The sequence below is a fragment of the Streptomyces lucensis JCM 4490 genome (assembly GCF_014650035.1).
GTDB lineage: Bacteria > Actinomycetota > Actinomycetes > Streptomycetales > Streptomycetaceae > Streptomyces > Streptomyces lucensis.
In genome coordinates this window covers 180,059-200,608 of record NZ_BMUE01000003.1, presented here as the reverse complement: position 1 = coordinate 200,608, position 20,550 = coordinate 180,059, and the positions used below count along the sequence as shown (strand labels likewise).

At 72.6% G+C, this 20,550-nt stretch carries 14 protein-coding genes; 12 read left to right on the top strand and 2 right to left on the bottom strand.

All coding sequences use genetic code 11. The annotated features are described in order from the left end of the window. The first annotated feature begins 148 nt into the window (after positions 1–148). Positions 149–1,255: a saccharopine dehydrogenase NADP-binding domain-containing protein gene (locus IE177_RS08865; protein WP_190014492.1), complete on the top strand. Its 1,107-nt coding sequence runs from the start codon at positions 149–151 to the stop codon at positions 1,253–1,255. Positions 1,256–2,293: 1,038 nt separating this feature from the next. Then, positions 2,294–4,267, top strand: coding sequence for an AfsR/SARP family transcriptional regulator (locus IE177_RS08860; RefSeq protein ID WP_190014490.1), 1,974 nt, complete (start codon positions 2,294–2,296; stop codon positions 4,265–4,267). Between the two features lie 140 nt (positions 4,268–4,407). Here IE177_RS08860 and IE177_RS08855 read toward each other — a convergent pair whose 3' ends face one another. Beyond that, positions 4,408–5,295: an SAM-dependent methyltransferase gene (locus IE177_RS08855; RefSeq protein WP_190014488.1), complete on the bottom strand. Its 888-nt coding sequence runs from the start codon at positions 5,293–5,295 to the stop codon at positions 4,408–4,410. 154 nt (positions 5,296–5,449) lie between these two features. Here IE177_RS08855 and IE177_RS08850 point away from each other — a divergent pair, with 154 nt between their 5' ends. Then, the gene (locus tag IE177_RS08850; RefSeq protein ID WP_190014486.1) at positions 5,450–6,454 is read left to right on the top strand and encodes an Lrp/AsnC family transcriptional regulator; all 1,005 of its coding nucleotides are present in this window, start codon (positions 5,450–5,452) and stop codon (positions 6,452–6,454) included. Positions 6,455–6,572: 118 nt separating this feature from the next. Further along, complete coding sequence (locus tag IE177_RS08845; protein WP_190014484.1) at positions 6,573–8,117, top strand: MFS transporter; 1,545 nt, start codon at positions 6,573–6,575, stop codon at positions 8,115–8,117. A 154-nt stretch (positions 8,118–8,271) separates the two neighbouring features. Here IE177_RS08845 and IE177_RS08840 read toward each other — a convergent pair whose 3' ends face one another. After that, on the bottom strand, positions 8,272–10,413 hold the full coding sequence (locus IE177_RS08840; RefSeq protein WP_190014482.1) for an AfsR/SARP family transcriptional regulator: 2,142 nt from the start codon (positions 10,411–10,413) through the stop codon (positions 8,272–8,274). Between the two features lie 475 nt (positions 10,414–10,888). Here IE177_RS08840 and IE177_RS08835 point away from each other — a divergent pair, with 475 nt between their 5' ends. From IE177_RS08835 to IE177_RS08800, 8 genes are all read left to right on the top strand, one after another. Continuing rightward, on the top strand, positions 10,889–12,481 hold the full coding sequence (locus IE177_RS08835) for a tryptophan halogenase family protein (RefSeq protein ID WP_190014480.1): 1,593 nt from the start codon (positions 10,889–10,891) through the stop codon (positions 12,479–12,481). A 16-nt stretch (positions 12,482–12,497) separates the two neighbouring features. Further along, positions 12,498–13,025, top strand: a complete 528-nt coding sequence (locus IE177_RS08830; RefSeq protein ID WP_190014478.1) for a flavin reductase family protein — start codon at positions 12,498–12,500, stop codon at positions 13,023–13,025. Then, positions 13,010–14,419: a cation:proton antiporter gene (locus tag IE177_RS08825; RefSeq protein ID WP_190014476.1), complete on the top strand. Its 1,410-nt coding sequence runs from the start codon at positions 13,010–13,012 to the stop codon at positions 14,417–14,419. Before IE177_RS08830 ends, IE177_RS08825 begins: the two co-directional genes overlap by 16 nt. 50 nt (positions 14,420–14,469) lie before the next feature. Then, positions 14,470–15,840: a salicylate synthase gene (locus IE177_RS08820; RefSeq protein WP_190014474.1), complete on the top strand. Its 1,371-nt coding sequence runs from the start codon at positions 14,470–14,472 to the stop codon at positions 15,838–15,840. Then, positions 15,837–16,892, top strand: a complete 1,056-nt coding sequence (locus IE177_RS08815; RefSeq protein WP_190014472.1) for a ketoacyl-ACP synthase III family protein — start codon at positions 15,837–15,839, stop codon at positions 16,890–16,892. Before IE177_RS08820 ends, IE177_RS08815 begins: the two co-directional genes overlap by 4 nt. Then, entirely contained in the window at positions 16,885–18,552 is a 1,668-nt protein-coding gene (locus IE177_RS08810) for a (2,3-dihydroxybenzoyl)adenylate synthase (RefSeq protein ID WP_190014470.1), read from the top strand. Before IE177_RS08815 ends, IE177_RS08810 begins: the two co-directional genes overlap by 8 nt. Positions 18,553–18,626: 74 nt before the next feature. Further along, a complete protein-coding gene (locus IE177_RS08805; protein ID WP_190014468.1) occupies positions 18,627–18,911 on the top strand; it encodes a phosphopantetheine-binding protein in 285 nt (94 codons plus the stop codon). Next, positions 18,908–20,476, top strand: coding sequence for an amidohydrolase family protein (locus tag IE177_RS08800; RefSeq protein ID WP_190014466.1), 1,569 nt, complete (start codon positions 18,908–18,910; stop codon positions 20,474–20,476). The genes IE177_RS08805 and IE177_RS08800 overlap by 4 nt, the downstream gene beginning before the upstream one ends. Positions 20,477–20,550: the final 74 nt, after the last annotated feature.

Sequence of the window (20,550 nt, the reverse complement as noted above, 5' to 3'; positions counted from 1 at the left end):
GTCCGTCACCGCACACCACGTGTGAAGCTGGCCTGCGCCCCCACACCGTCCTGGCCTGACCCGTCCGGGTCCGCCGGCACGGCGGAGCGAGGGGCACAGCACCATGTGTCCCGGAGCATGCTCCCCAACTCACCGCAGGCGGCACGGCATGAGCCCCCAGCGCACCCCTCTCATCGGCATCATCGGCGGCTACGGCTCGGTCGGCCGGAGCGCGGCGATCAGCCTCGCCACCCACGGCCGGTTCCGGCTGCGGATCGGCGGGCGCGACGGCGACGCCGCGCGTGCCTGCGCCGCACGGCTCACCGTGCGCGCCGAGGCCACGACGGTGGACGCCACCGACACCGACAGCGTCGTCCGCTTCAGCCAGGGCTGCCGTACCGTGCTCGACTGTTCGGGGCCGGCGCACCTGCTGGCCGACCGGGCCAGCCGCGCCGTGTTCGCCGCGGGCGCGGACTACGTGCATGTCATGGGTCACGGCCGCGCGATCGATCCGGTGCCGGGACGCACCGCGGTGTCGGCGGCCGGCCTGGCGCCCGGACTGTCCGGTCTCCTTCCGGGTCTGCTGGCCCAAGGCCTTTGCCCTGGAGGGAAGTTCACGGGCTGTTACGCCCGCCGGGGCGCCTTCACCCGCGCCGGTGCCGTCGATCACCTGCTGAGCATGGAGCACGGTGACGGCGTCCCCAGGGCCGTGTGGCGGGGCGGGGCGGTGCACACGGCGGCCGGGGTCCAGGAGAACTTCCTGGTGCCCGGCGTGTCCGGGCCGCTCGTCGCGCATCCGTTCCTGACCGGGGAACTGGCAGACCGGGCCCGGGAACTCGGTCTGGAAGAGGCCCGCTGGTACCACGCCTTCGACGGTCCCGCCCTGCCCGGCGTCCTGAACTGTTCACGCGATGGCCACCTCACGGTGCGGGACGTCGGCGTGCGGGCCGAGGAGCTGGTGCGTTCCAGCGTCCGCGACGTGGCCGGCCGCACGCCGTACCACGTGCTGTGGGGGAGCCTGGAGGGCGTCAACCAGGAGGGGAACGCCGTCACCCGGACGGTTCTCGTCCGTGTCGAGGACGGCTCACGACTGGCCGGCGCCGTCGGGGCGTTCGCCGCCGCCGCGGTGAGCAACGGCCAGGTGCTGCGCGGGGCGCACGAGGCTTCGTCGGTCCTGTCGCCGCAGGCCGTGGCCGACTGGCTGCGACGGTGCGTACCCGGTGTGAGCGTGCGGCAGACCACCTCCGCGGCGCCCGGTTCGTTCAGAAGTCGCTGATCCGGCGCGACGTGTCGCTCTTGAGTCCTCTTTGTCGCCGAGTATGGTGGGGGTGACAATCAGACACGGCGCCGCTACTGTGACCCTACGTACAGGCTTTCGGGTAAAAACGGGGGGAAACGTGGTTAGTAGATTCTTGACCATTGGTTTGCTCGAGGGCCCTGTAGTACCTGCGCAGACGCGTGTGCGTCCGGCACCTTCGCTGGCACTCGGACGCTTCGCCGGCCACCGCGAGACGGTAGTAGCTATTTCAATCAGGTGTTGATTCGGCCAACGCCTCCTGGCTAATCTGACTGCGCGGTTCGCACGGGTGAGTGGCGTCGGCCACGTCGGTGCGCATGTCCGGGGTGTGGTGGTCGGCGGTACCCGCATCCTCGGACGACGCCCGGACCGGGGCGCCCTGTCGATGCTCTCACCAGGGTGTTCGTAGCGTCGCTCAGGTCCATGCCCACTGCCCCGGTGTCACGACGCAACGCTGCGTCCTCTTCGTGTGAGCGCGGGCCGCGCGGCGCGGCTCGCTCATGAGGAACCTCTTGGGCCGGTCCGCTGCCGGCCGATATGTCCTCGGGTGAAACCTCGATGTGATCGCCCATGCTCGGAGGGGGGATATGGAAATCGACGGGCATGTGATGGTGGCGGGAGTGCGGCGAGATCCCTCGATATCGAAAACGGATCCATTACCTCCGATAGTTTTATCACACAGCTTGTGTGTGGGGAACCCGGGTGCCGGTCGATATCCAGCCGATTGACGACTGAATTACTCCTTACGTCTCGGCGTATTCCGGCCCACGGGAATGGAAACGGCGCCGAGGAAGCCGGCAGGGGCGCCGCCGTCGTCGAGCGACGGGGCCGGGTGCCGGGGGAGGACGGCGAGAAGCCCAGGTCTTGTGTCCGCGTCCCCGTCGCCGGGGCGCGCGTGGCCAGGTGCCGCGGAACCGGCCGGTGACATCGGCGCGGCGGGCCGACCACCCGTCGTGCCGCTGTGGGGGAGTCGGTACGGGAACGGACGGAACACCACTTCAGGGAGGCGAATGACCCATGGCCACCACGGGAGGACCCCTGCGCATTCAGCTCTTAGGGCCGGTGCGTGCCTGGCGGAAGGGGGTGGAGGTGGCGCTGGGCCCGCCCAAACAGCGGGCCGTGCTGGGCCTGCTCGCGAGCCGCGCCAACGATGTAGTCGGCGTCGAGAACATCGTGGACGCCCTCTGGGGCAGTGACGTGCCGCAGACGGCGGCCAACGGTGTGCACACATACGTGGGCGGGCTCCGCCGGGCCCTGGAGCCCGGACGCGGACGGAGGGCGGCGGGCGCGGTCCTCACCTCCGAGTCGGGCGGTTACTGTCTGCGGCTGGACCCCGTGGACGTCGACGCCGCCCTCTTCGCCCGGGACTTGGGCGACGCGCGTAGATCGCGGGGCGAGGGTGACGTGGACGCGACTCTGCGGCGGTACGAGCAGGCGCTGTCGCTCTGGCACGGCGAGGCCTACTCCGGAGTACCCGGCCCGTTCGCGGCGATGGAGCGCACCCGGCTGCGCGATCTGCGGCTGACGGCCGTGGAGGAGTGGGCCGCCGACATGCTGGCCGTCGGACGGCACGCCGAGGTCGTCACCGAACTGACCGGCGCGGTGTCCGAGGAGCCGCTGCGGGAGAAGCTTCGCTGGCTGCTGATCCTGGCGCTCTGCCGCAGCGGCCGGCAGGCCCACGCCCTGCGGCTGTACGAGGAGACCCGGCGGCTGCTCAGCAGCGAGCTGGGCATAGAGCCCGGCGCCGACCTGCGCAACCTCTACCAGCAGATCCTCTCCGGGCACCCGGAGCTGCGCTCGCCCGGCGGGGACCCCACCCGCGTACTGGTCGCCGGCCGCGCGAGCCCGCTCCGTGTCGCTCCCAAGCCGGTGCAACTTCCGCCCCTGGCACGCGGGTTCGTCGGCAGGGGCAGGCAACTGGCCCTGCTGGAGCAGGTGCTGAGCGAGGAGAGCGCACGGCACGGAGCGACGACACCGGTGGCGGTGGTCGACGGCCCGGCCGGGGTCGGCAAGTCCGCGTTCGTGCTGGAACTGGCACACCGTCTCATCGACCGTTTCCCGGACGGCCAGTTGTACGTGGACCTGCGCGGCACCGGGCTGCAGGGCACCCCGGTGAGCGCCGGGGACGCCCTGGGCCAGCTCCTGGGCAGTCTGGGCGTCGACGCCTCGCGGATCCCCGCGGGCCTGGCCGCCCGCGCCACCCTCTACCGCAGCCTGCTGCACGGCCAGCGCATGCTGGTGGTCATCGACGACGCGCCGAGCGCCGACCAGCTGCGGCCCCTCATCCCGCGCGGCTCGTCCTGCGTCCTCGCGACCAGCAGGCAGCGCTTCGGTGGACTCGCGGCGCGGGACGGTGCCCACCTGGTCACGATCGGACCGCTCGCCGACGAGGAGTCGGCGCAGCTGCTCACCGGTCTCAGCGGCGGACGGCTCGACGGCCAGGCCGGCGCCACCGCGCGCCTGGTGGCGCTGTGCGGGGGGCTGCCGCTGGCGCTGCGCATCGTCGCCGACGGGCTGGCCGCCAGCCCCGGAGTGCCGCTGAGCGCGCTGGTCGAGCAGTACGCCGCCGAACACGGCCGGCTCGACCGGCTCACGGTGAAGGACGACGCGGCGGCCAGCATGCGCAGTGTCTTCGAGGCGTCGTACCAGGCGCTGTCCGCCGACGCGGCGCGCATGTTCCGCCATCTGGGCCTGCACGGAGGTCCGTTCACGGTCCAGGTCGCCGCCACGCTCGCGGACACGGACTGGGAGACCACCCGCAGGCTGCTCGCGCTCCTGGTCGCCAACCACCTGCTGGAGGAGGAACCGGGCCATCGGTACCGCTTCAACAGCCTCATCGGCGTCTACGCCGCCGAGTGCGCGCAGCGCGAGCCGCCGGCCCGCCGGCAGGAGGCACTCGACCGGATGGTCCGGCTGGAGACGGCCATTCCGGCCTCGCGGTCCGCGAGCGGGGACCACGCCTGGCGGGAGGCACGGGCCATCGCGTTCTGAGGCCCCGGACGCGCCGGTGGGCGCAGGCCGGGGGAACGGGGGGAAGCGTTCCGCGGGCCCGGCCGGCGCCGTGGCTCGCGGGGAGGCCGGGGTGCCCGGCAGCGGCGCACGGCGGCCGGGCCACGGTCCGTCCGGGGTGGTCATCGCACCGCACTGATCAGCCACATGTGCCCGTCGCCGCCGGCGTGCGCGCCCAGCAGGCCGGGCACCTCCCGCCCGCTGCGGCGGGCGAGCTCCGCCGGATCGGTCAGGCCGAACGACCAGCCGTGCGGGGCGAGCCAGGCGTCGGGAACCTCCAGGGTGGAGCGCCAGTGCGCGCCGACCGCCCGCAACACCTCGGTCGCCGGCGCCAGACGTCCCGAGCCCCGCAGCGCCCTGTCGAAGTGATCCACCACCAGCCGGCTGCCCGCCGCCGACATCGCCGTGATGCCGCTCAGCAGCCGGTCGTTCTCGGCACGGCTCAGATAGGGCAGCAGCTCCTCCGCGCACCACACCGTGGGCCGCCACGGATGGAAGCCCGCGGCCCGCAGCGCCCCCGGCCAGTCGCCCCGCAGGTCCGCGCCCACCTCCACACACGCGCAGCGGGGCGGCTCGCCCGTCCTGGCCACGATGCCGTGCTTGAAGCGCAGGACGTCGCCGCGGTCCAGTTCGTACACCTCAGTGCCGCGCGCCCAGTCGAGACGGTAGACCCGGGAGTCCAGCCCCGAACCCAGCAGCACCACCTGACGGCATCGCTCGGACGCGGCGCGCAGTTCCTCGTCGAAGAACCGGGTGCGCAGGGCGACGAAGTCCCGCATGGACGCCCGGTCCGCGACGGCTGGCCCCTCCGTCCGGCCGGCCGCCCGGGGGGACCGGTCGATCACCTCCGTCAGCGTCTGCGCGACACGGTCCTCGAAGAGCCGGTCGGGACGGCGGTTCTCCGCGCCCCGCTCCCTGGCCGTGCACAGTGCCGTGAGACCGACACCGGCCGGCAGGCCCGGTACGGCGGCCCTGCGGCCCCTTGTCGGATGCGTTGCCTCCACGAGCATGCCCGTCCCTTCCTACGCGACCGGCCCCGGCCGGGGCCGCGGGCCACCCGCGCCGGGCGGCGCCACCTGCTCCGTGATGTTCGGCGTTGCCGGAGGAAGGCGCCACCCAGCGTGGCCCTCGTGCCCGATGGCGACATCAACTAGCCTGCCGCAGATGGAATTCGACCCACTGGACGAGTTGGACCGCCGCCTGGTGCACGCCCTGCAGCTCGACGGGCGGGCACCGCTGAAGTTCATCGCCGAGGTCCTCGGCGTCTCCGACCAGACCGTGGCACGGCGCTACCGCCGGCTGCGCGGATCCGGGGCGATGCGCGTGCTGGGGCTGCCCGACGCCCGGCGCTTCGGGCACATCGAATGGCTGGTGCGGGTCCGGTGCACCCCGGACACCGCGGCCGGCGTCGCCGGCGCCCTGGCCCGCCGGGACGACACCTCGTGGGTGAGTCTCACCGCGGGCGGCACCGAGATCGTCTGTCTGACACGTGCCCCGCACCGTGCCGAGGGGGCGTCGCTCTTACTGCAGAAACTCCCGCGCACGCCCCGGGTGGTCGACATCTCCGCGCACTACATCCTGCACACGTTCTTCGGGGGACCCACGGGCTGGCACGGCAAGACCCACGCCCTCACCGACGAGCAGGCGGAACTGCTCCGGCCCCGGCTGCCCGAGCCGCCGCCGCGGAGCGCGCGTGTGGAGATGCGCGAGGGCGACGCCGAACTGCTGGCGGCGCTCGCCTCGGACGGCCGGGCCGGCTACGCCGAACTCGCCCTCGCCACGGGATGGTCGGAGTCGACCGCGAGGCGCCGGCTGGAACACCTGCGTGAGATGCGGGCACTGTTCTTCGACGTCGAGATCGATGCCACGCTGCTCGGGTACGAGGCGGACATCATGCTCTGGCTCACCGTACCGCCGGCCGAACTGGTCGGGGTCGCCGAGGAGCTGTCCCACCACCCCGAGGTGGTGTTCACGGCGGCCACGTCCGGGCAGTCGAACCTGGTGGCGTTCCTCGTGTGCAGGGACATCGACGCCTTCTACGACTACCTGAGCACACGCATCGGCGCGCTGAGGACCGTGAGTCATGTGGAGAGCGCGCCGGTACTGCAGTCGGTGAAACGAGCAGGCCGTCTCGTTCCCGTACGCAGCTCCCCGTTTCCGTCACGGTAGACGCCTGGGTGTCGATTTCCGTCACTTCACTCGCCGTGTGTAGGCAGGGGCGCCCCGGACCCCGAAGGTGGCAGGAGCAACGGGAGCCGTGGGCTCCCGGACTCGGGAAGGGGTTCGTATGCGTAAGTGGTGGCCCTTGGCGGCGATCAGCCTGGGCACCTTCATGCTTCTGGTGGACGTCACGATCGTGACCGTGGCACTGCCCGACATGGCGGCGGATTTCGACACCACGCTCCCCGACCTGGAGTGGGTTGTCGACATCTACGCCCTCGCGCTGGCGTCGCTGCTGCTCGGTGTGGGCTCCTCGGCCGACCGGATCGGCCGCAAGAAGGTCTACCTGTGGGGCCTGATCGTGTTCACCGCGGCCTCCCTGGTGTGCGCCGTCGCCCCGAACGCGGACGTGCTGATCGCCGCCAGGGCGGTGCAGGGGCTCGGTGCCGCCGGCATGTTCGGGACGACGCTCGCCCTGCTGGGCATGCATTACGACGGCCGGGAGCGCGGTGTCGCGTTCGCGGTCTGGGGCGCCACCAACGCGATCGCGGCGGCGGCCGGCCCGGTGGTCGGCGGTCTGCTCACCGAGTACCTCGACTGGCGGTGGATCTTCTTCGTCAACCTGCCGGTCTGCCTGATCGCCGTCGTGATGACCCTGCGCGTGGTACGCGAGGAGAAGAGCGCCGCCGGGCAGCGTCCCGACGTCCTCGGCATCCTCACCTTCACCGTGGCGAGCGGGGCGCTCACCTTCGCGCTGATCCGGGCCCACTCCGACGGCTGGGGCGCGTCCCTCACGCTCACCATGTTCGCCGTCGCCGTCGTCGCCCTGGCTCTCTTCGTGGTGGTCGAGTCCAGGCACGAGCACCCCATCCTCGACCTGTCCCTGTTCCGCCGGCCCTCGTTCACCGGCATCATGGTCAGCGCCCTCATCCTGCAGGCCGCCGCCTTCGCCTACCTGCTGTTCGAGTCGCTGTGGATGCAGTCCGTGCTGGGCTACGGGCCGGTCAAGGCCGGCCTGTACATCCTGCCCATGTGCGGCGCCGCGTTCGTCGTCTCGATCCTCGTCGGCCGCTTCGGGCCCTTTCCGCCCCGGGTGTCCATGGGAGTGGGGCTTGCGCTGATCGCCGGGGGTTCCGCACTGCAGGCCATGCTCGACGCGGGCTCCTCCGCCGACGCCATCGTGCTGGGCCTCGTCGTCTCCGGCCTGGGCGTCGGGCTCGTGACGCCGAGCCTGTCGGCTGCGGCGCTGGCCTCGGTGCCGCCGGAGCGCGGGGGCATGGCGGGCGGTGCGGTCAACACCTTCCGGCAGCTTGGCTTCGCGCTGGGCATCGCGGTCTTCGGAGTGATCTTCCAGTCGCGGATCGAGAGCGTGCTCGAGGACAACGGCCATGTCGCGGACCCGCACCAGGCCGCCGTCGCGCTCAGCGGCGGACAGGCGGACTCGATCGTCTCCGCCGCGCCGGCGGGCGAACGCGCCGGAGTGGAGCACCTGGTGCACGAGGCGTTCGCGTCCGGCCTGAACGTCATGCTGGGCGTGGCGGCGGTGCTCGGTGCCGTGGCCGCCCTGCTCGCCTTCGCGATGGTCCGCGTTCCGGCCGGCGGTGCTCCCCAGCAGGGGCGGCCCGCGCAGGCGGCACCCGGACAGCAGACCCGGGCCGACGCCGCACTGTAGCGACGGCCCCGAAGGACACGCGGCTGGTGTCCCGGTGAGCATTGACCCCCGGTGCTCACCGCCGTCCACCGCGTAGCCCCGGCGCTGCGAGCGGCCCATGGCCGCAGCGCCGGGGCGCCATCCGTGGCCGGCGAGTACGGCCGGGCGAGCGGCGTCAGACGGTCCCGGCGGACACGGCCGTGAGCGGCGCGTCCATCGCTCTCGGCCCCGGGTCGGCGCCCGCACGCGACCGGCCGGTCCCGCCCGGGGGCGCGCCGTGGGCCGCGCCACTGAGCGTGCGCAGTTCCGTCAGGGCACGGGCGAGCGAGCGGGCCGTGGAGTCGTGCCCCTCGCGGTCCGCCTGACGGAACGCCGCGACGAGGCCGTGTTTCTCGGCCTCGAACCACAGCAGCGCCCTGCTCCCCGCCACGTGCCGCCCGTCGTTCAGGGTGCGGGCGGCGGCGCGGGCCCGCATCAGCCACGCGGTGAGCGCCCGCTCGACCGTCGAGCGGCGTTCGGCGGCGGTGGTCCCGGCCTGCGCGCACTCACCGGCGAACAGGCGGACGACCGGGTGCATCCGGCAGCGCAGCCGGCCCGTGCCGTCGGTACCGCGCACCTCCAGCAGCCGGGCGTCGACCAGGGTCTCGAGGACGTCCTCGGCCCCGGCCTCGTCGGTCTCCAGCACCACGGCCGCCAGCCAGACCGGTATCTCCGTCCCGTGCAGCAGGGACAGCCGGCACAGCGCCGTCCTGGCCCTGGCCGGCAGGCGCAGATATCCCGGACGCAGCGAGGCGCGGACGTCGATGTCGCCGAGGCGCAGCTCGTCCAGCGGACGCCGTGCGCCGTCGGCCATCCTGCGCGCCATCTCGCCCAGCGTCCAGTGCGGTTTGGCGGCCAGCCGTCCGGCCACCACCCGCACGGCGATCGGCAGCCGGCCGCACCGGGCGACCAGCGAGTCGGCCACCTCGTGCTCCCGCGCGACGCGGCCGGCGCCGACCACGCGACGCAGCAGGGCCAGCGCCTCGGCTCGGTCGAAGACGTCCAGCTCCAGCGGCCGCGCGCCCTCCAGTGCGGTGAGACGGGACCGGGTCGTCACGATCACCCGGCTGCCGGCGGCCCCGGGAAGCAGCGGCCGCACCTGCTGCTCGTCCTGGACGTTGTCGAGCACGATCAGCACCCGGCGTTCGGCGAGCACGCTGCGGTAGAGCTGGGTGCGCGCCTCGACCGTGGCGGGGACGGGACTCCCGGGTCCGCACAGCGCCTGGAGGAACCACTCCAGTACGTCGCTGGGGTCCCGGGGGCGGTCCCGCGGCCCGCCCAGGTCCGCGTACAGCTGGCCGTCGGGGAAGGCGTCGAGGCACATCCGCGCGGCCTGGACGGCGAGGGCGCTCTTGCCCACGCCCGCGGTGCCGGTCACCACGACCGGTGCCGCCCCCGCCCGGTCGCCGCACAGCAGGCCGGACAGTTCCCGCAACTGGCGCTCGCGCCCGGTGAAGTCGGCGACGCACGGAGGCAGCATGGCGGGCCGCACCTGCCCGCGGGACAGCACCCGGACCTCCTGGGGCGGGTCGGCCGGAGCGGTGAGCTGGGGGTCCCCGGACAGGATGGACTGGAAGACGTCGTTGAGCGCGGAGCTGGGGTCGATGCCCAGCTCCTCGGCGAGTATCTCCCGCCCGCGCTGGTACTCGGCCAGGGCGTCGGCCTGCCGGCCGGCCCGGTAGAGCGCGGTCATGAGCTGGGCGCGCAGCCGCTCCCGCACCGGGTGCGCCTCCACCAGACCGGCGAGTTCGGGGACCAGGGCGTCGTGCCGGCCGAGCGCGAGGTCGGCCGCGATGCGGCCCTCCAGCGCCGCCATGCGGGCCTCCTCCAGCCGGGGCAGCTCGACCCGCGCCAGGTGCTCGGTCACCCCGCCGAGCGCCGGGCCCCGCCACAGTGCGAGTGCCGCGGCGAGGTGCTCGGCGGCCACGGCGTAGCGGCGCTCCTTCAGGGCGTCGTAGCCGAGGCCGGCCAGCCGGTCGAACTCGGCGTGGTCCAGCGTCGCGTCGGTCCGCAGCAGCCGGTAGCCCGGCCGGTGACGCAGGATCGTGGCACCGCCGGACAGCAGCTTGCGCAGCCGTGAGACGTACGTGTAGAGCTGCTGGTCGACCGTGGCGGGCGGCGTGGGTCCCCAGGTGACCTCGCGCAGGTACGCGTCGGAGACGACGCGGTCGCCCGCCAGGAGCAGTGCGGCGAGTATCGTCTTCGGCTTCTCCGCGACCAGCGTCAGCCCTCGCTCCGCCCGACGGACTCCGACTGGTCCGAGAACGCGGAATTCCACCCGTACCCCCTTGCTTGTTCACGGTCCGGATCAGCCGAAACGGCCTGGTGACATGAGGTCGAGGGGAACGGGAGGGCGATTTGGTGGATGACCGTGCGAGCGGCCGATGACGAATGCGCCGTCCGGCGTACAGGAGCAGGGACACGGTCCGTGAGAACCCGGGCGCGGTTCCCCCTCGTCCTTCACCACGCTTCAGCCTCGAACAGCACGCCAGAACTGTTCCCGACGCTACAGCAGGCGTTCGCGGCGCAGAACATTATTTCCGCACACGTACCCGTGTGTTTCACATGTGCGGGCTGGAGGAACCAATGCCCGGCGGACGGGCCGCGAAGGCCCGCTCCACCGCTCTGACCTGCGGAGTATAGCTCCGATATGGCTCTCTTCCGCCTCGGTATAGAAACCGTCCGCAAGATGTGGACCTGAGTGGACAGCCGGGCGGAGATACCGCTGAATCAAAAGCCGATGGGGGAGTGCCATGAGCGACGGGCGAATCAGGAGACTGGTCATTCTCGGCGGCGGTACGGCCGGTTGGATGACGGCGTCGTACCTCGGTAAGGCCCTGCAGGGGGAGGTGGACATCACACTGCTCGAGGCTCCCACCATTCCCCGTATCGGCGTGGGGGAAGCGACGGTCCCGAACCTGCATTCCGCTTTCTTCGACTTCCTGGGCATTCCCGAGCACGAGTGGATGCGGGAAGTCAACGCCAGCTTCAAGGCGGGAATCAAGTTCGTGAACTGGCGCACGCCGGGTGCCGGCGCGCCGGAGCCGCGCCCGCTCGGGGCGGAGACGGACTACTTCTACCACCACTTCGCGCACCTGCAGCAGCACGACGGTGTCCCGCTGCCGCAGTACTGGTACCTCAAGCAGCAGCGCGGCGACGACCCCGGCCCGTTCGACCGGGCGTGTTTCCCGGAGACAGCGGTCCTGGACGCGAAGAAGGGCCCCTGGAAGGCGGACGGCACCCGGGCCATGGACTACGCCTGGCACTTCGACGCCGCGCTGGTCGCCGATTTCCTGCGCCGCTTCGCCACCCAGAAGCAGGGTGTCCGGCACGTCCAGGGCGAGATGGCGGAGGTCGTCCAGGACGAGCGCGGCTTCATCACCGCGCTGCGGACGAAGGACGACGAACTCCTGGAAGGCGACCTGTTCGTCGACTGCTCCGGTTTCCGGGGCCTGCTGATCAACAAGGCCATGGGCGAGCCGTTCGTCGACATGGGGCACAAGCTGCTGAACGACAGCGCGGTGGCCACCGCCGTGCCGCACGACGACGCCGCGAACGGCGTCGAGCCCTTCACCTCGTCGATCGCCATGTCCAACGGCTGGACCTGGAAGATCCCGATGCTGTCACGGTTCGGGACGGGCTACGTCTTCTCCAGCAAGTTCACCACCCGCGAGGCCGCGACGAAGGAGTTCTGCGAGCTGTGGGGGCTCGACCCGGAGAACACCGAGTTCAACCACGTCTCCTTCCGGGTGGGCCGCAACCGCCGGGCCTGGGTGCGCAACTGCGTCTCCATCGGCCTGGCCTCCTGCTTCGTGGAGCCCCTGGAGTCGACGGGCATCTACTTCATCTACACGGCCGTCGAGCAGCTCGCCAAGCACTTCCCGGACAAGCGGTTCGACCCGAGGCTGATCAACCGGTTCAACCGGGAGATCGAGAGCATGTTCGACTTCACGATCGACTTCATCCAGACCCACTTCGCCTTCTCGCCCCGCACGGACACCGAGTTCTGGCGGGCGAACAAGAAGCTGCCGCTCGGTGACGACCTGCAGGAGAAGGTCGAGCTGTACCGGGCCGGTCTCCCCGTCAACCCGTACGGCTCCGGCGAGCAGGTGCTGCACGGCACGTCCGAGACGGGCAACAAGAACTTCTGGAACAACACCAACTACTGGTGCATGTTCGCCGGCCTCGGCCACCTCCCGGAGCAGGTGCTGCCCGCCCTGCGGTACAAGCCCGCGTCGGTCGAGAGCGTGGAGGCGATCTTCGCCGACGTACCGCGCCGCGCGGCCGAACAGCTCCGGGAACTGCCCGCCACGTACGACATCCTGCGTTCCCTGCACGGCAAGTAGAGCGCGGAGACCTTCCATGAACCCAGCGACGCGTACGGACGTGGGCGAACGGGCTCGCCTCGAAGGTTCCGACGGGCTGCGGCAGTTGATGGCGGGGTTCCCGACCGGCGTAGGAATCGTCACCGCCTTCGACGCCGAGGCCCGTCCCTGGGGCATGACGTGCACCTCTCTGGTGAGCGTCGCCCTGGAACCGCCCACCCTCCTGGTGTGCCTGCGCAGCGGCAGCCCCACGCTGGGTGCCGCGCTCAGCGCCGGTGAGTTCGTCATGAACCTCCTCCACGAAGGGGCGCGGCCGACGGCGGAGCTGTTCGCCTCCGGCGCGCCGGACCGCTTCGACCGCGTCGAGTGGACCGTGCCCCCGGGGGCCGCGGGGCCGCACCTGCGCACAGACGCCCACGCGGTGGCCAACTGCGCGATCGCGCACCACACCACCCACGGCGATCACGTCGTCGTCTTCGCCGAGGTGCGCGACGTCCTGCTGAACCCCACCCCCGCGCCGCTGCTGTACGGGCTGCGGCAGTACGCGTCATGGCCGACGATCTGAGGCTGGCGCCCCCGGTGCGGCGGGGGCGCACCCGACAGGTCTACGTGCTGCTGGTGCTCGTCCCGGCGGTCCTGGTGGTGGCCGTGCTGCGCCTCGGCGGCACGGTCACCGGCACGGGCGACGCCGCGGGCGGCGCGGACCGGGCGCACACCCCCTCGGGAGCCTTCGCCGCCCTGCTGCTCGCCCTGCCGGTGATGCTGCTCGCCTGCCACCTGACGGCAAGCGCCTTCCGGCGGCTGGGCCAGCCCGCCGTCATCGGCGAGATCGTCGCCGGCATCCTCCTCGGTCCCTCGCTGCTCGGACTGCTGTGGCCGTCCGGATACCACTGGCTGTTCCCCGCGCGGCTGACGGCGCCGATCGACAACCTCGCACAACTCGGGCTGGTCAGCTTCATGTTCATGGTCGGCCACGAGCTGGACCTGGGCGCGGTGCGCGGGCGCGGCAGGGCCGTCCTGGCCATCAGCCATGTCGGCGTCGCCGTGCCCCTGCTCGCCGGCGCCCTGCTGGCGCTGGGGATGTACGGCACGTACGCCCCGGACGGCATGGACTTCACGGCCTTCGGTCTGTTCGTCGCCGTCGCGATGAGCATCACGGCGTTCCCGGTCCTGGCCCGCATCATCGCGGAGCGGCGCTCCGCCGACCTGCCGGCCGGGCCGGTCGCGCTCTCCTGCGCCGCCGTGGGGGACATCACGGCCTGGTGCCTGCTCGCCGTGGTCGTCGCCGTGGCGGGGCACACCCCGCCGTTCGGCGTGGTCCGCATCCTGGTCCTCACCGCACTGTTCTGCGCGCTGCTGCACCTCGTCGTACGGCCCCTGCTGGAGCGCACGCTGAGCGCCCGGCCGTGGTCCCGCGGCTCCGTGCTGCCGGTGCTCTTCTCCGGCATCCTGCTGTGCGCCCTGGCCACGGACGAGATAGGCATCCACGCGATCTTCGGGCCCTTCCTGCTGGGAGCCGTCACGCCCCGGGGCTGCGCGCCGGTCGAGTGGGCCGTCGCACGGCTGCGGTCGGTGACCGAGGCGCTGCTGCTGCCGCTCTTCTTCGTCTTCTCCGGGCTGCGTACCTCGATCGGGCTGCTCGGCGGCCCGCAGGCATGGTGCTGGTGCCTGGCGGTCGTGCTGACGGCGACGGTCGCGAAGTGGGGCAGCAGCACGCTCGCCGCCCGCGGCTGCGGCCTGGGCTGGGAGGACTCCCTGTCCATCGGCGCGCTGATGAACTGCCGCGGCCTGACCGAGCTGGTGGTGCTCAACATCGGCCTGGACCTCGGGGTCATCACACCGACGGTGTTCACGATGTTCGTCGTCATGGCGCTCGTCTCCACCATGCTCACGGCCCCCGCGCTCGCGCTGATCGCACGGCTGTCCCCGGGGCCGCGCGCCGGCCCGTGCCCGCGGTGAAGCCCTCACCCCGCTTTTCCCTTTCGGCTGTCGAGAAGAGGACATTCGCGATGTACCAGTCCCCCAGGCACTACTTCGAGACCAGGTTGCGGCTCGCCGCGGACCCGATGACCGCCGCCGCCCGCCTGGCCTCGTCCGGTCTGCACCCGGACTACGTGGTCTACGAGAACGGCGGCACCTGGTCCTACGCCGGCGGCGCGACGGCCGAGATCACCCTGGACCGCACCGGAGCCCGGCTGCGGCAGGGGGAGGAGGTGCACCTGCCGTGGGACGGCCGTCCGCTGCGGCAGGTGCAGAACCTGCTGGACGCCGTGCAGGTCAAGGACTGGCGGGCCTACGGCTGGGCGGCGTTCGAGCTGAGTTACGCCAAGGACGGAGACCTGCGGCACGTCGGCGACCAGCGGCTGCTCCACCTCGTCGTCCCGCACACCGAGGTCAGGATCGACAGCGGCGAGGCGTATCTGCGCTCCGCCGACCAGGCCACCCTCTCGGCGGTGCTGGAGGTGCTGACGGCACAGGGAGCCGAGCCGCGCTCGGTGCCCGACCCCGTGGACGTGCGGCAGGCCGGAGCGGACGACTACCGCAGGGCCGTCGGCGCCGCGGTGGACGCGATCAACGACCAGCGGCTGCAGAAGGTGATCTTCTCGCGGGTGGTCCCGGTCGACCACGAGGTCGACTTCGTGGGCACCTACCTGGCGGGCCGGCGCGGCAACAATCCCGCGCGGTCGTTCCTGCTCAGCCTCGGCGGCATCGAGGCGACCGGCTTCAGTCCGGAGATCGTCGTCCAGGTCCAGCCGGACGGCAGGGTCGTCAGCCAGCCCCTCGCCGGTACCCGGGCGCTGACCGGTGACCGGACCGAGGACGCGCGGCTGCGCGCCGAACTCCTCGCCGACCCCAAGGAGATCTACGAGCACGCGATCTCCGTCAAGATCGCCTGCGACGAACTGCTCGACGTGTGCGCCCCCGGCACCGTCGACGTCGAGGAGTTCATGGTCGTCAAGGAGCGCGGCACCGTGCAGCACCTCGCCTCCCGGGTGGGCGGCCGGCTCGCCGCCGGCCGGCGCGCCTGGGACGCCTTCGGCGCGGTGTTCCCCGCGGTCACCGCCTCCGGTGTGCCCAAGGACGCCGCGTACGAGAGCATCCGCAGCAACGAGTCCGAGGCCCGGGGACTGTACAGCGGCGCCGTGCTGACGGTGGACCACCAGGGCGCCATGGACGCGGCCCTGGTCCTGCGCAGCGTCTACCGGCAGGCCGGCCGCACCTGGCTGCGGGCCGGCGCGGGCATCGTGGGCCAGTCCCGCCCCGAGCGGGAACTGGAGGAGACCTGCGAGAAGCTCGGCAGCGTCGGACGCTTCCTGGTGCCGGCCGCCCAGCCCGTGAACGCGGGCGCCGCCGCGATGGCGGGAGGGGCCCGCTCATGAAGGCCGACGGCATCCATCTCGCGGGCATCGCCGCGTACCTGCCCGAGCGGTACCCGACCCAGCGCGCCGTCGACGAGGGCGCGTACGGCGCCGAGGACCGGGAGGAGTCGGGGATCGAGTCCGTTCCGGTCGCGGGCGACACCCCGGGACCCGACCTGGCGGTGCGCGCCGCCGGGACGGCGCTGGCCCGCTCCGGGCACGAGCCCGGGGACTTCGGCGCGCTGCTGCACAGCAGCGTCCACTTCCAGGGCCCCGACGGCTGGTCCGCCCAGCACTACGTCCTGCGGCACACCCTCGACCGCCCGGTCACGGCCGTCGAGGTCCGCCAGGGCTGCCTCGGCATGCTCTCCGCCCTGGAGCTGGCCGCCGGCCGCCTCATGGCCACGCCCGACGGGCCCCCGGCGGTGCTGCTGACCTCCGGCGACAACTTCTCCACCCCGCTGGTCGACCGCTGGCGGGCCTCGAAGCTCTTCCTGCTCGGCGACGGCGGAGCGGCTGCCGTGGTGTCCCGCCGCGGCGGCTTCGCCCGAGTGCTGGCCGTCGGCTCCGTGTCGACCCCGTCGATGGAGGAGCTGCACCGCGGCGGGGAGACCCTGTTCCCGCCCGGCCCCACCGTGGGACGCACCCTCAACCTGGAGGAGCGCAGGGAGTTCTGGCGTCAGGAGTGGGCGCGGGGAGTCCCTCCGCCCATGGGCAACTTCGGCGACACGGTCGCCGCCGCCGCTCACCGGACGCTGGCGGAGGCCGGCGTCACCATGGCCGACATCTCCCGGGTCTGCCACATCGGCTTCTCGCAGTTCCCGTTGCAGGCGTCCTTCCTCGACCCCCTGGAGATCGACGAGAAGCGCGGCATCTGGGAGTTCACCCGCACCACCGGCCACATGGGCGCCGCCGACCCGGTCGCCGGACTGGAACACCTGTGGCGGACCGGACAGGTGGACACCGGAGACCTGGTGATGGTCATCGGGGCCTCACCCGGCATGGAGGCGGGCTGTGCCGTCGTGGAGATCACCGCGTCCCGCTACGCGGAGGGGGACGACGACCATGCTTGAGGGATGCACGCCGTGGCCCGCGGAACGGGCCCGGCACTACCGGACGGCCGGCCACTGGCGCGGGGAGAGCCTCGGCGACCTGCTGGCCGCCGCCGCGGCGGCACACGCCGGGCGCACCGCGCTGGTGCTGGGGCGGCGCCGTCTGACCTACGCGGAACTCGACCGCCGCGTCTCCCGGACGGCCGCGGGCTTCGTCGAGCAGGGCATCCGGGCGGGTGACCGGGTCGTCGTACAGCTGCCGAACGTGCCCGAGTTCGTCATCGTCTGCTTCGCCCTCTTCCGCATGGGCGCCAAGCCGGTGTTCTCGCTGGTCTCGCACCGGGCCAACGAGATCCGTCACCTCGTCGCGCTCTCCGGGGCGGTCGCCTACGTGGTGCCGGGCACCTACCAGGGCTTCGACCACACGCGGCTCGCCCTCGACCTGGTGGCCGAGCACGACGCCCTGCGCACGGTCTTCGTCCTCGACCCCGCGGCTAAAGCCGCGGCCGACGCCCCCGCCGGAGTGCTCGTCGCGCTGGACGAGGCGGACGCCGAGCCCCGGCCGATGCCCGCGCCCGACCCGTCCGACGTGGCCTTCTTCCTGCTGTCCGGGGGCACGACGGCGCTGCCGAAGCTGATCCCCAGGACCCACGACGACTACGCGTACCAGACCAGGGCGGCCGCCGAACTGCTGGGACTCGGCTCCGACGACGTCTACCTCGCGGTCCTCCCGGCGGAGTTCAACTTCACCTGGGGATGCCCCGGCGTGGTGGGAACCCTGCGCTCCGGCGGCACCGTCGTCCTCATGGACGCGCCCATCGCCGACGAGTGCTTCGAGACCATCGAGCGCGAACGGGTCACGTTCACCTCGCTCGTCCCGACCGTGGCCCAGCTGTGGCTGGAGGCCGCCGAGTGGAACGAGGCCGACCTGTCGAGCCTGAAGCTCGTGCAGATCGGCGGTGCCCGGCTGCACCGCGCCATCGCGGAGCGCATCACCCCCGTCCTCGGCTGCCGGCTGCAGCAGGTCTTCGGGATGGCGGAGGGCCTGCTCACCCTCACCCGCGCCACCGACAGCGAGGAGACCGTCCTGAGCACGCAGGGCCGTCCCCTCTCGCCCGACGACGAGGTGCGGATCGCCGGCCCCGACGGCGACGACCTGCCGCCGGGCGGCACCGGCGAACTGCTCGCCCGCGGCCCCTACACCCTGCAGGGCTACTACCGGGCGCCGGAACACAACGCCCGCGCCTTCACCGACGACGGCTTCTACCGCACCGGCGACCTCGCCCGGCTCACCGAGGACGGCGCCCTCGTCATCGAGGGCCGCATCAAGGACGTCATCATCCGCGGCGGGGACAAGGTGTCCGCCTCAGAGGTGGAGGAACACCTCCTCGCCCACCCGGCGGTGGCCGAGGTCGCCGTCGTACCGGTGCCCGACCCGTTCCTGGGCGAGCGCGTCGGAGCCTATGTGGTCCCGGCCGGACCGCCGCCCTCGCTGCGGGAGCTGAAGGAGGCACTGCACGCGGCCGGGCTGGCCGACTACAAGCTGCCCGACTGGCTGGAGATCGTCGTGAAGCTGCCGCTGACCGGGCTCGGCAAGGTCGACAAGAAGGTCCTCGCGGCCGATGCCGCGGCCCGGATCGAGGCGGCGGACGCCCCGTCCGAAGCGGCGGCCGCCCGATGACCGCCCCGGGACCGGCCGACGGCACCGGCCCCGCCCCCGCACACCCCACCGACCCCGAAGGACGCAGGACAACCATGGAGACCACAGCGGACGGCTCGGGGCAGGCACCGGCTCAGGTGTCCGCCGCGCTGCGAGAGGCCGTCGCGGCCATGATCGGCACCGACCCCGGCGCCATCGCTCCGGACGCCAACCTCATCCACCTGGGGCTCGGCTCCCTGGAGATGATGCGGCTGGTCAACCGGTGGCGCAGGGAGGGCCTGCCGGTGCAGTTCCGCGAACTGGCCGCCGAGCCCACGCTCGACGCCTGGCAGCGGCACTTCGACGCCGTCGCGGCGGCCCCGGGGGAGGCCTCGGCATGAACGCCGCCCCGCTCCCAGCCGACGAGGGGCTGCCCGCCCGCCCGCCGGCGTTGCTGATCCACGGCGGACACGTCTGCACGGCGGACGCCGCGGCCCGGGTGCACCCCACCGGGTCCGTGCTCGTCGTCGGCGACCGGATCGCCGCCGTCGGCCCGGCCGAGGAGGTGGCGCAGGCCGTCACCGCGCTCACCCCCGCACAGCGGGCGGGGCTGCGGACACTCGACGCCGGGTCCATGCTCGTGATGCCCGGCTTCGTGAACAACCACTGGCACGACCTGTTCGCGGTCCGGCTGCCCTTCAAGGGCGCCCTGCGCCCGGCGGACGACCGGGCCGACGAGCCGGGATTCATGGCCCTGGGCGGGGACATCGCCAAGGTCTCCGCCGGGTTCGAGGGCTTCCGCCGCCTGGTGGACGCCCTGGAGCCCGACGAGGCACGGGCCGTCGCCCGGTACGCGCTGTGGACGCAGCTGCGCTCCGGGACCACCACCCTCGGCGACGTCGGATCCGTCAACCGCCCCGAGGCACTGGCCGACGCGGCACTGGACCTGGGCATCCGCTGCTCGGTGAGCGCCTGGGTGGCGGACACCGTGTGCGGCACGGGCAGCGGGGCCCCCGAACGCACCCGCGACGCCGACACCGAACTGGCCTGGATCCAAGGGGTACTGGACCGGTGCGCCGCGGACCGCACCGGCCGGCTGCGGGCCTGGCCCACGGCCCCCTACCTCACCAACATGAGCGACGAGCTCGGCCGCGGCCTGGCCCGTCTGTCCACCGAGTACGACGTCCCGTTCGCCACGCACGTCGGCGCCCTGCGCAACGAGGCGGAGGCGGTGCGCACCCACTTCGGCACCACACCCGTGCGCAGGCTGGACCGGCTCGGACTGCTCAACGACCGGCTCATGGCGGTGCACTGCGCGTTCGCCGACCCCGAGGAGCAGCGGATGCTGCTCGACGCCGGGGTGCACATCAGCCACTCGCCCGCGAAGTACGGCCCCACCGGTGAGTCCACCCTGTCCGAGACCGGTCTCATCCCGGACCTCAAGCGCTCCGGGCTCGATGTGTCCCTGTCCACGGACGGGGGGGTCTTCCCCGTCATGGGGATGGCCGAGGAGATGCGGGCCGCCTGGCAGATGTACAACGAACTCGCCGCGGACCACACCACCCTGCCCGCCAGCGAGGCGCTCGCCATGGCCACCCGGATCGGGGCGCGCGGCCTCGGCTGGGAGCGGGAGGTCGGCAGCCTGGAGGCGGGCAAACAGGCCGACCTGGTGCTCGTACCCGTCGACGACTGGCGCTACCTGCTCAACCCGCGTCCGCTGGAGGGCTACCTGACGCTGGGCGGCACGGCCGACGTGCACACCGTGCTGGTGGCCGGCCGGATGCTGCTGGAGAACGGCCGCACGCCGCACGTCGACGAGGCCGCGCTGCGGGACGCGTACCTGGACGCCCTGCGGTCGTTCTCCGCCCGGGTGCTCGGCATCGCCGAGAAGGAGCTCACCGCCCTGTTCGACGACAACGCCCGGCTGCGCACGGGGGGAACCGCCCGGGCCGCCCACCGGGCCTGACGGCGCACACCGCGTTCCGCGCCCTCTCCCGCCCTGCTCGCGCCCCTGTACGGAGGTAGCGCAACGATGTCCGA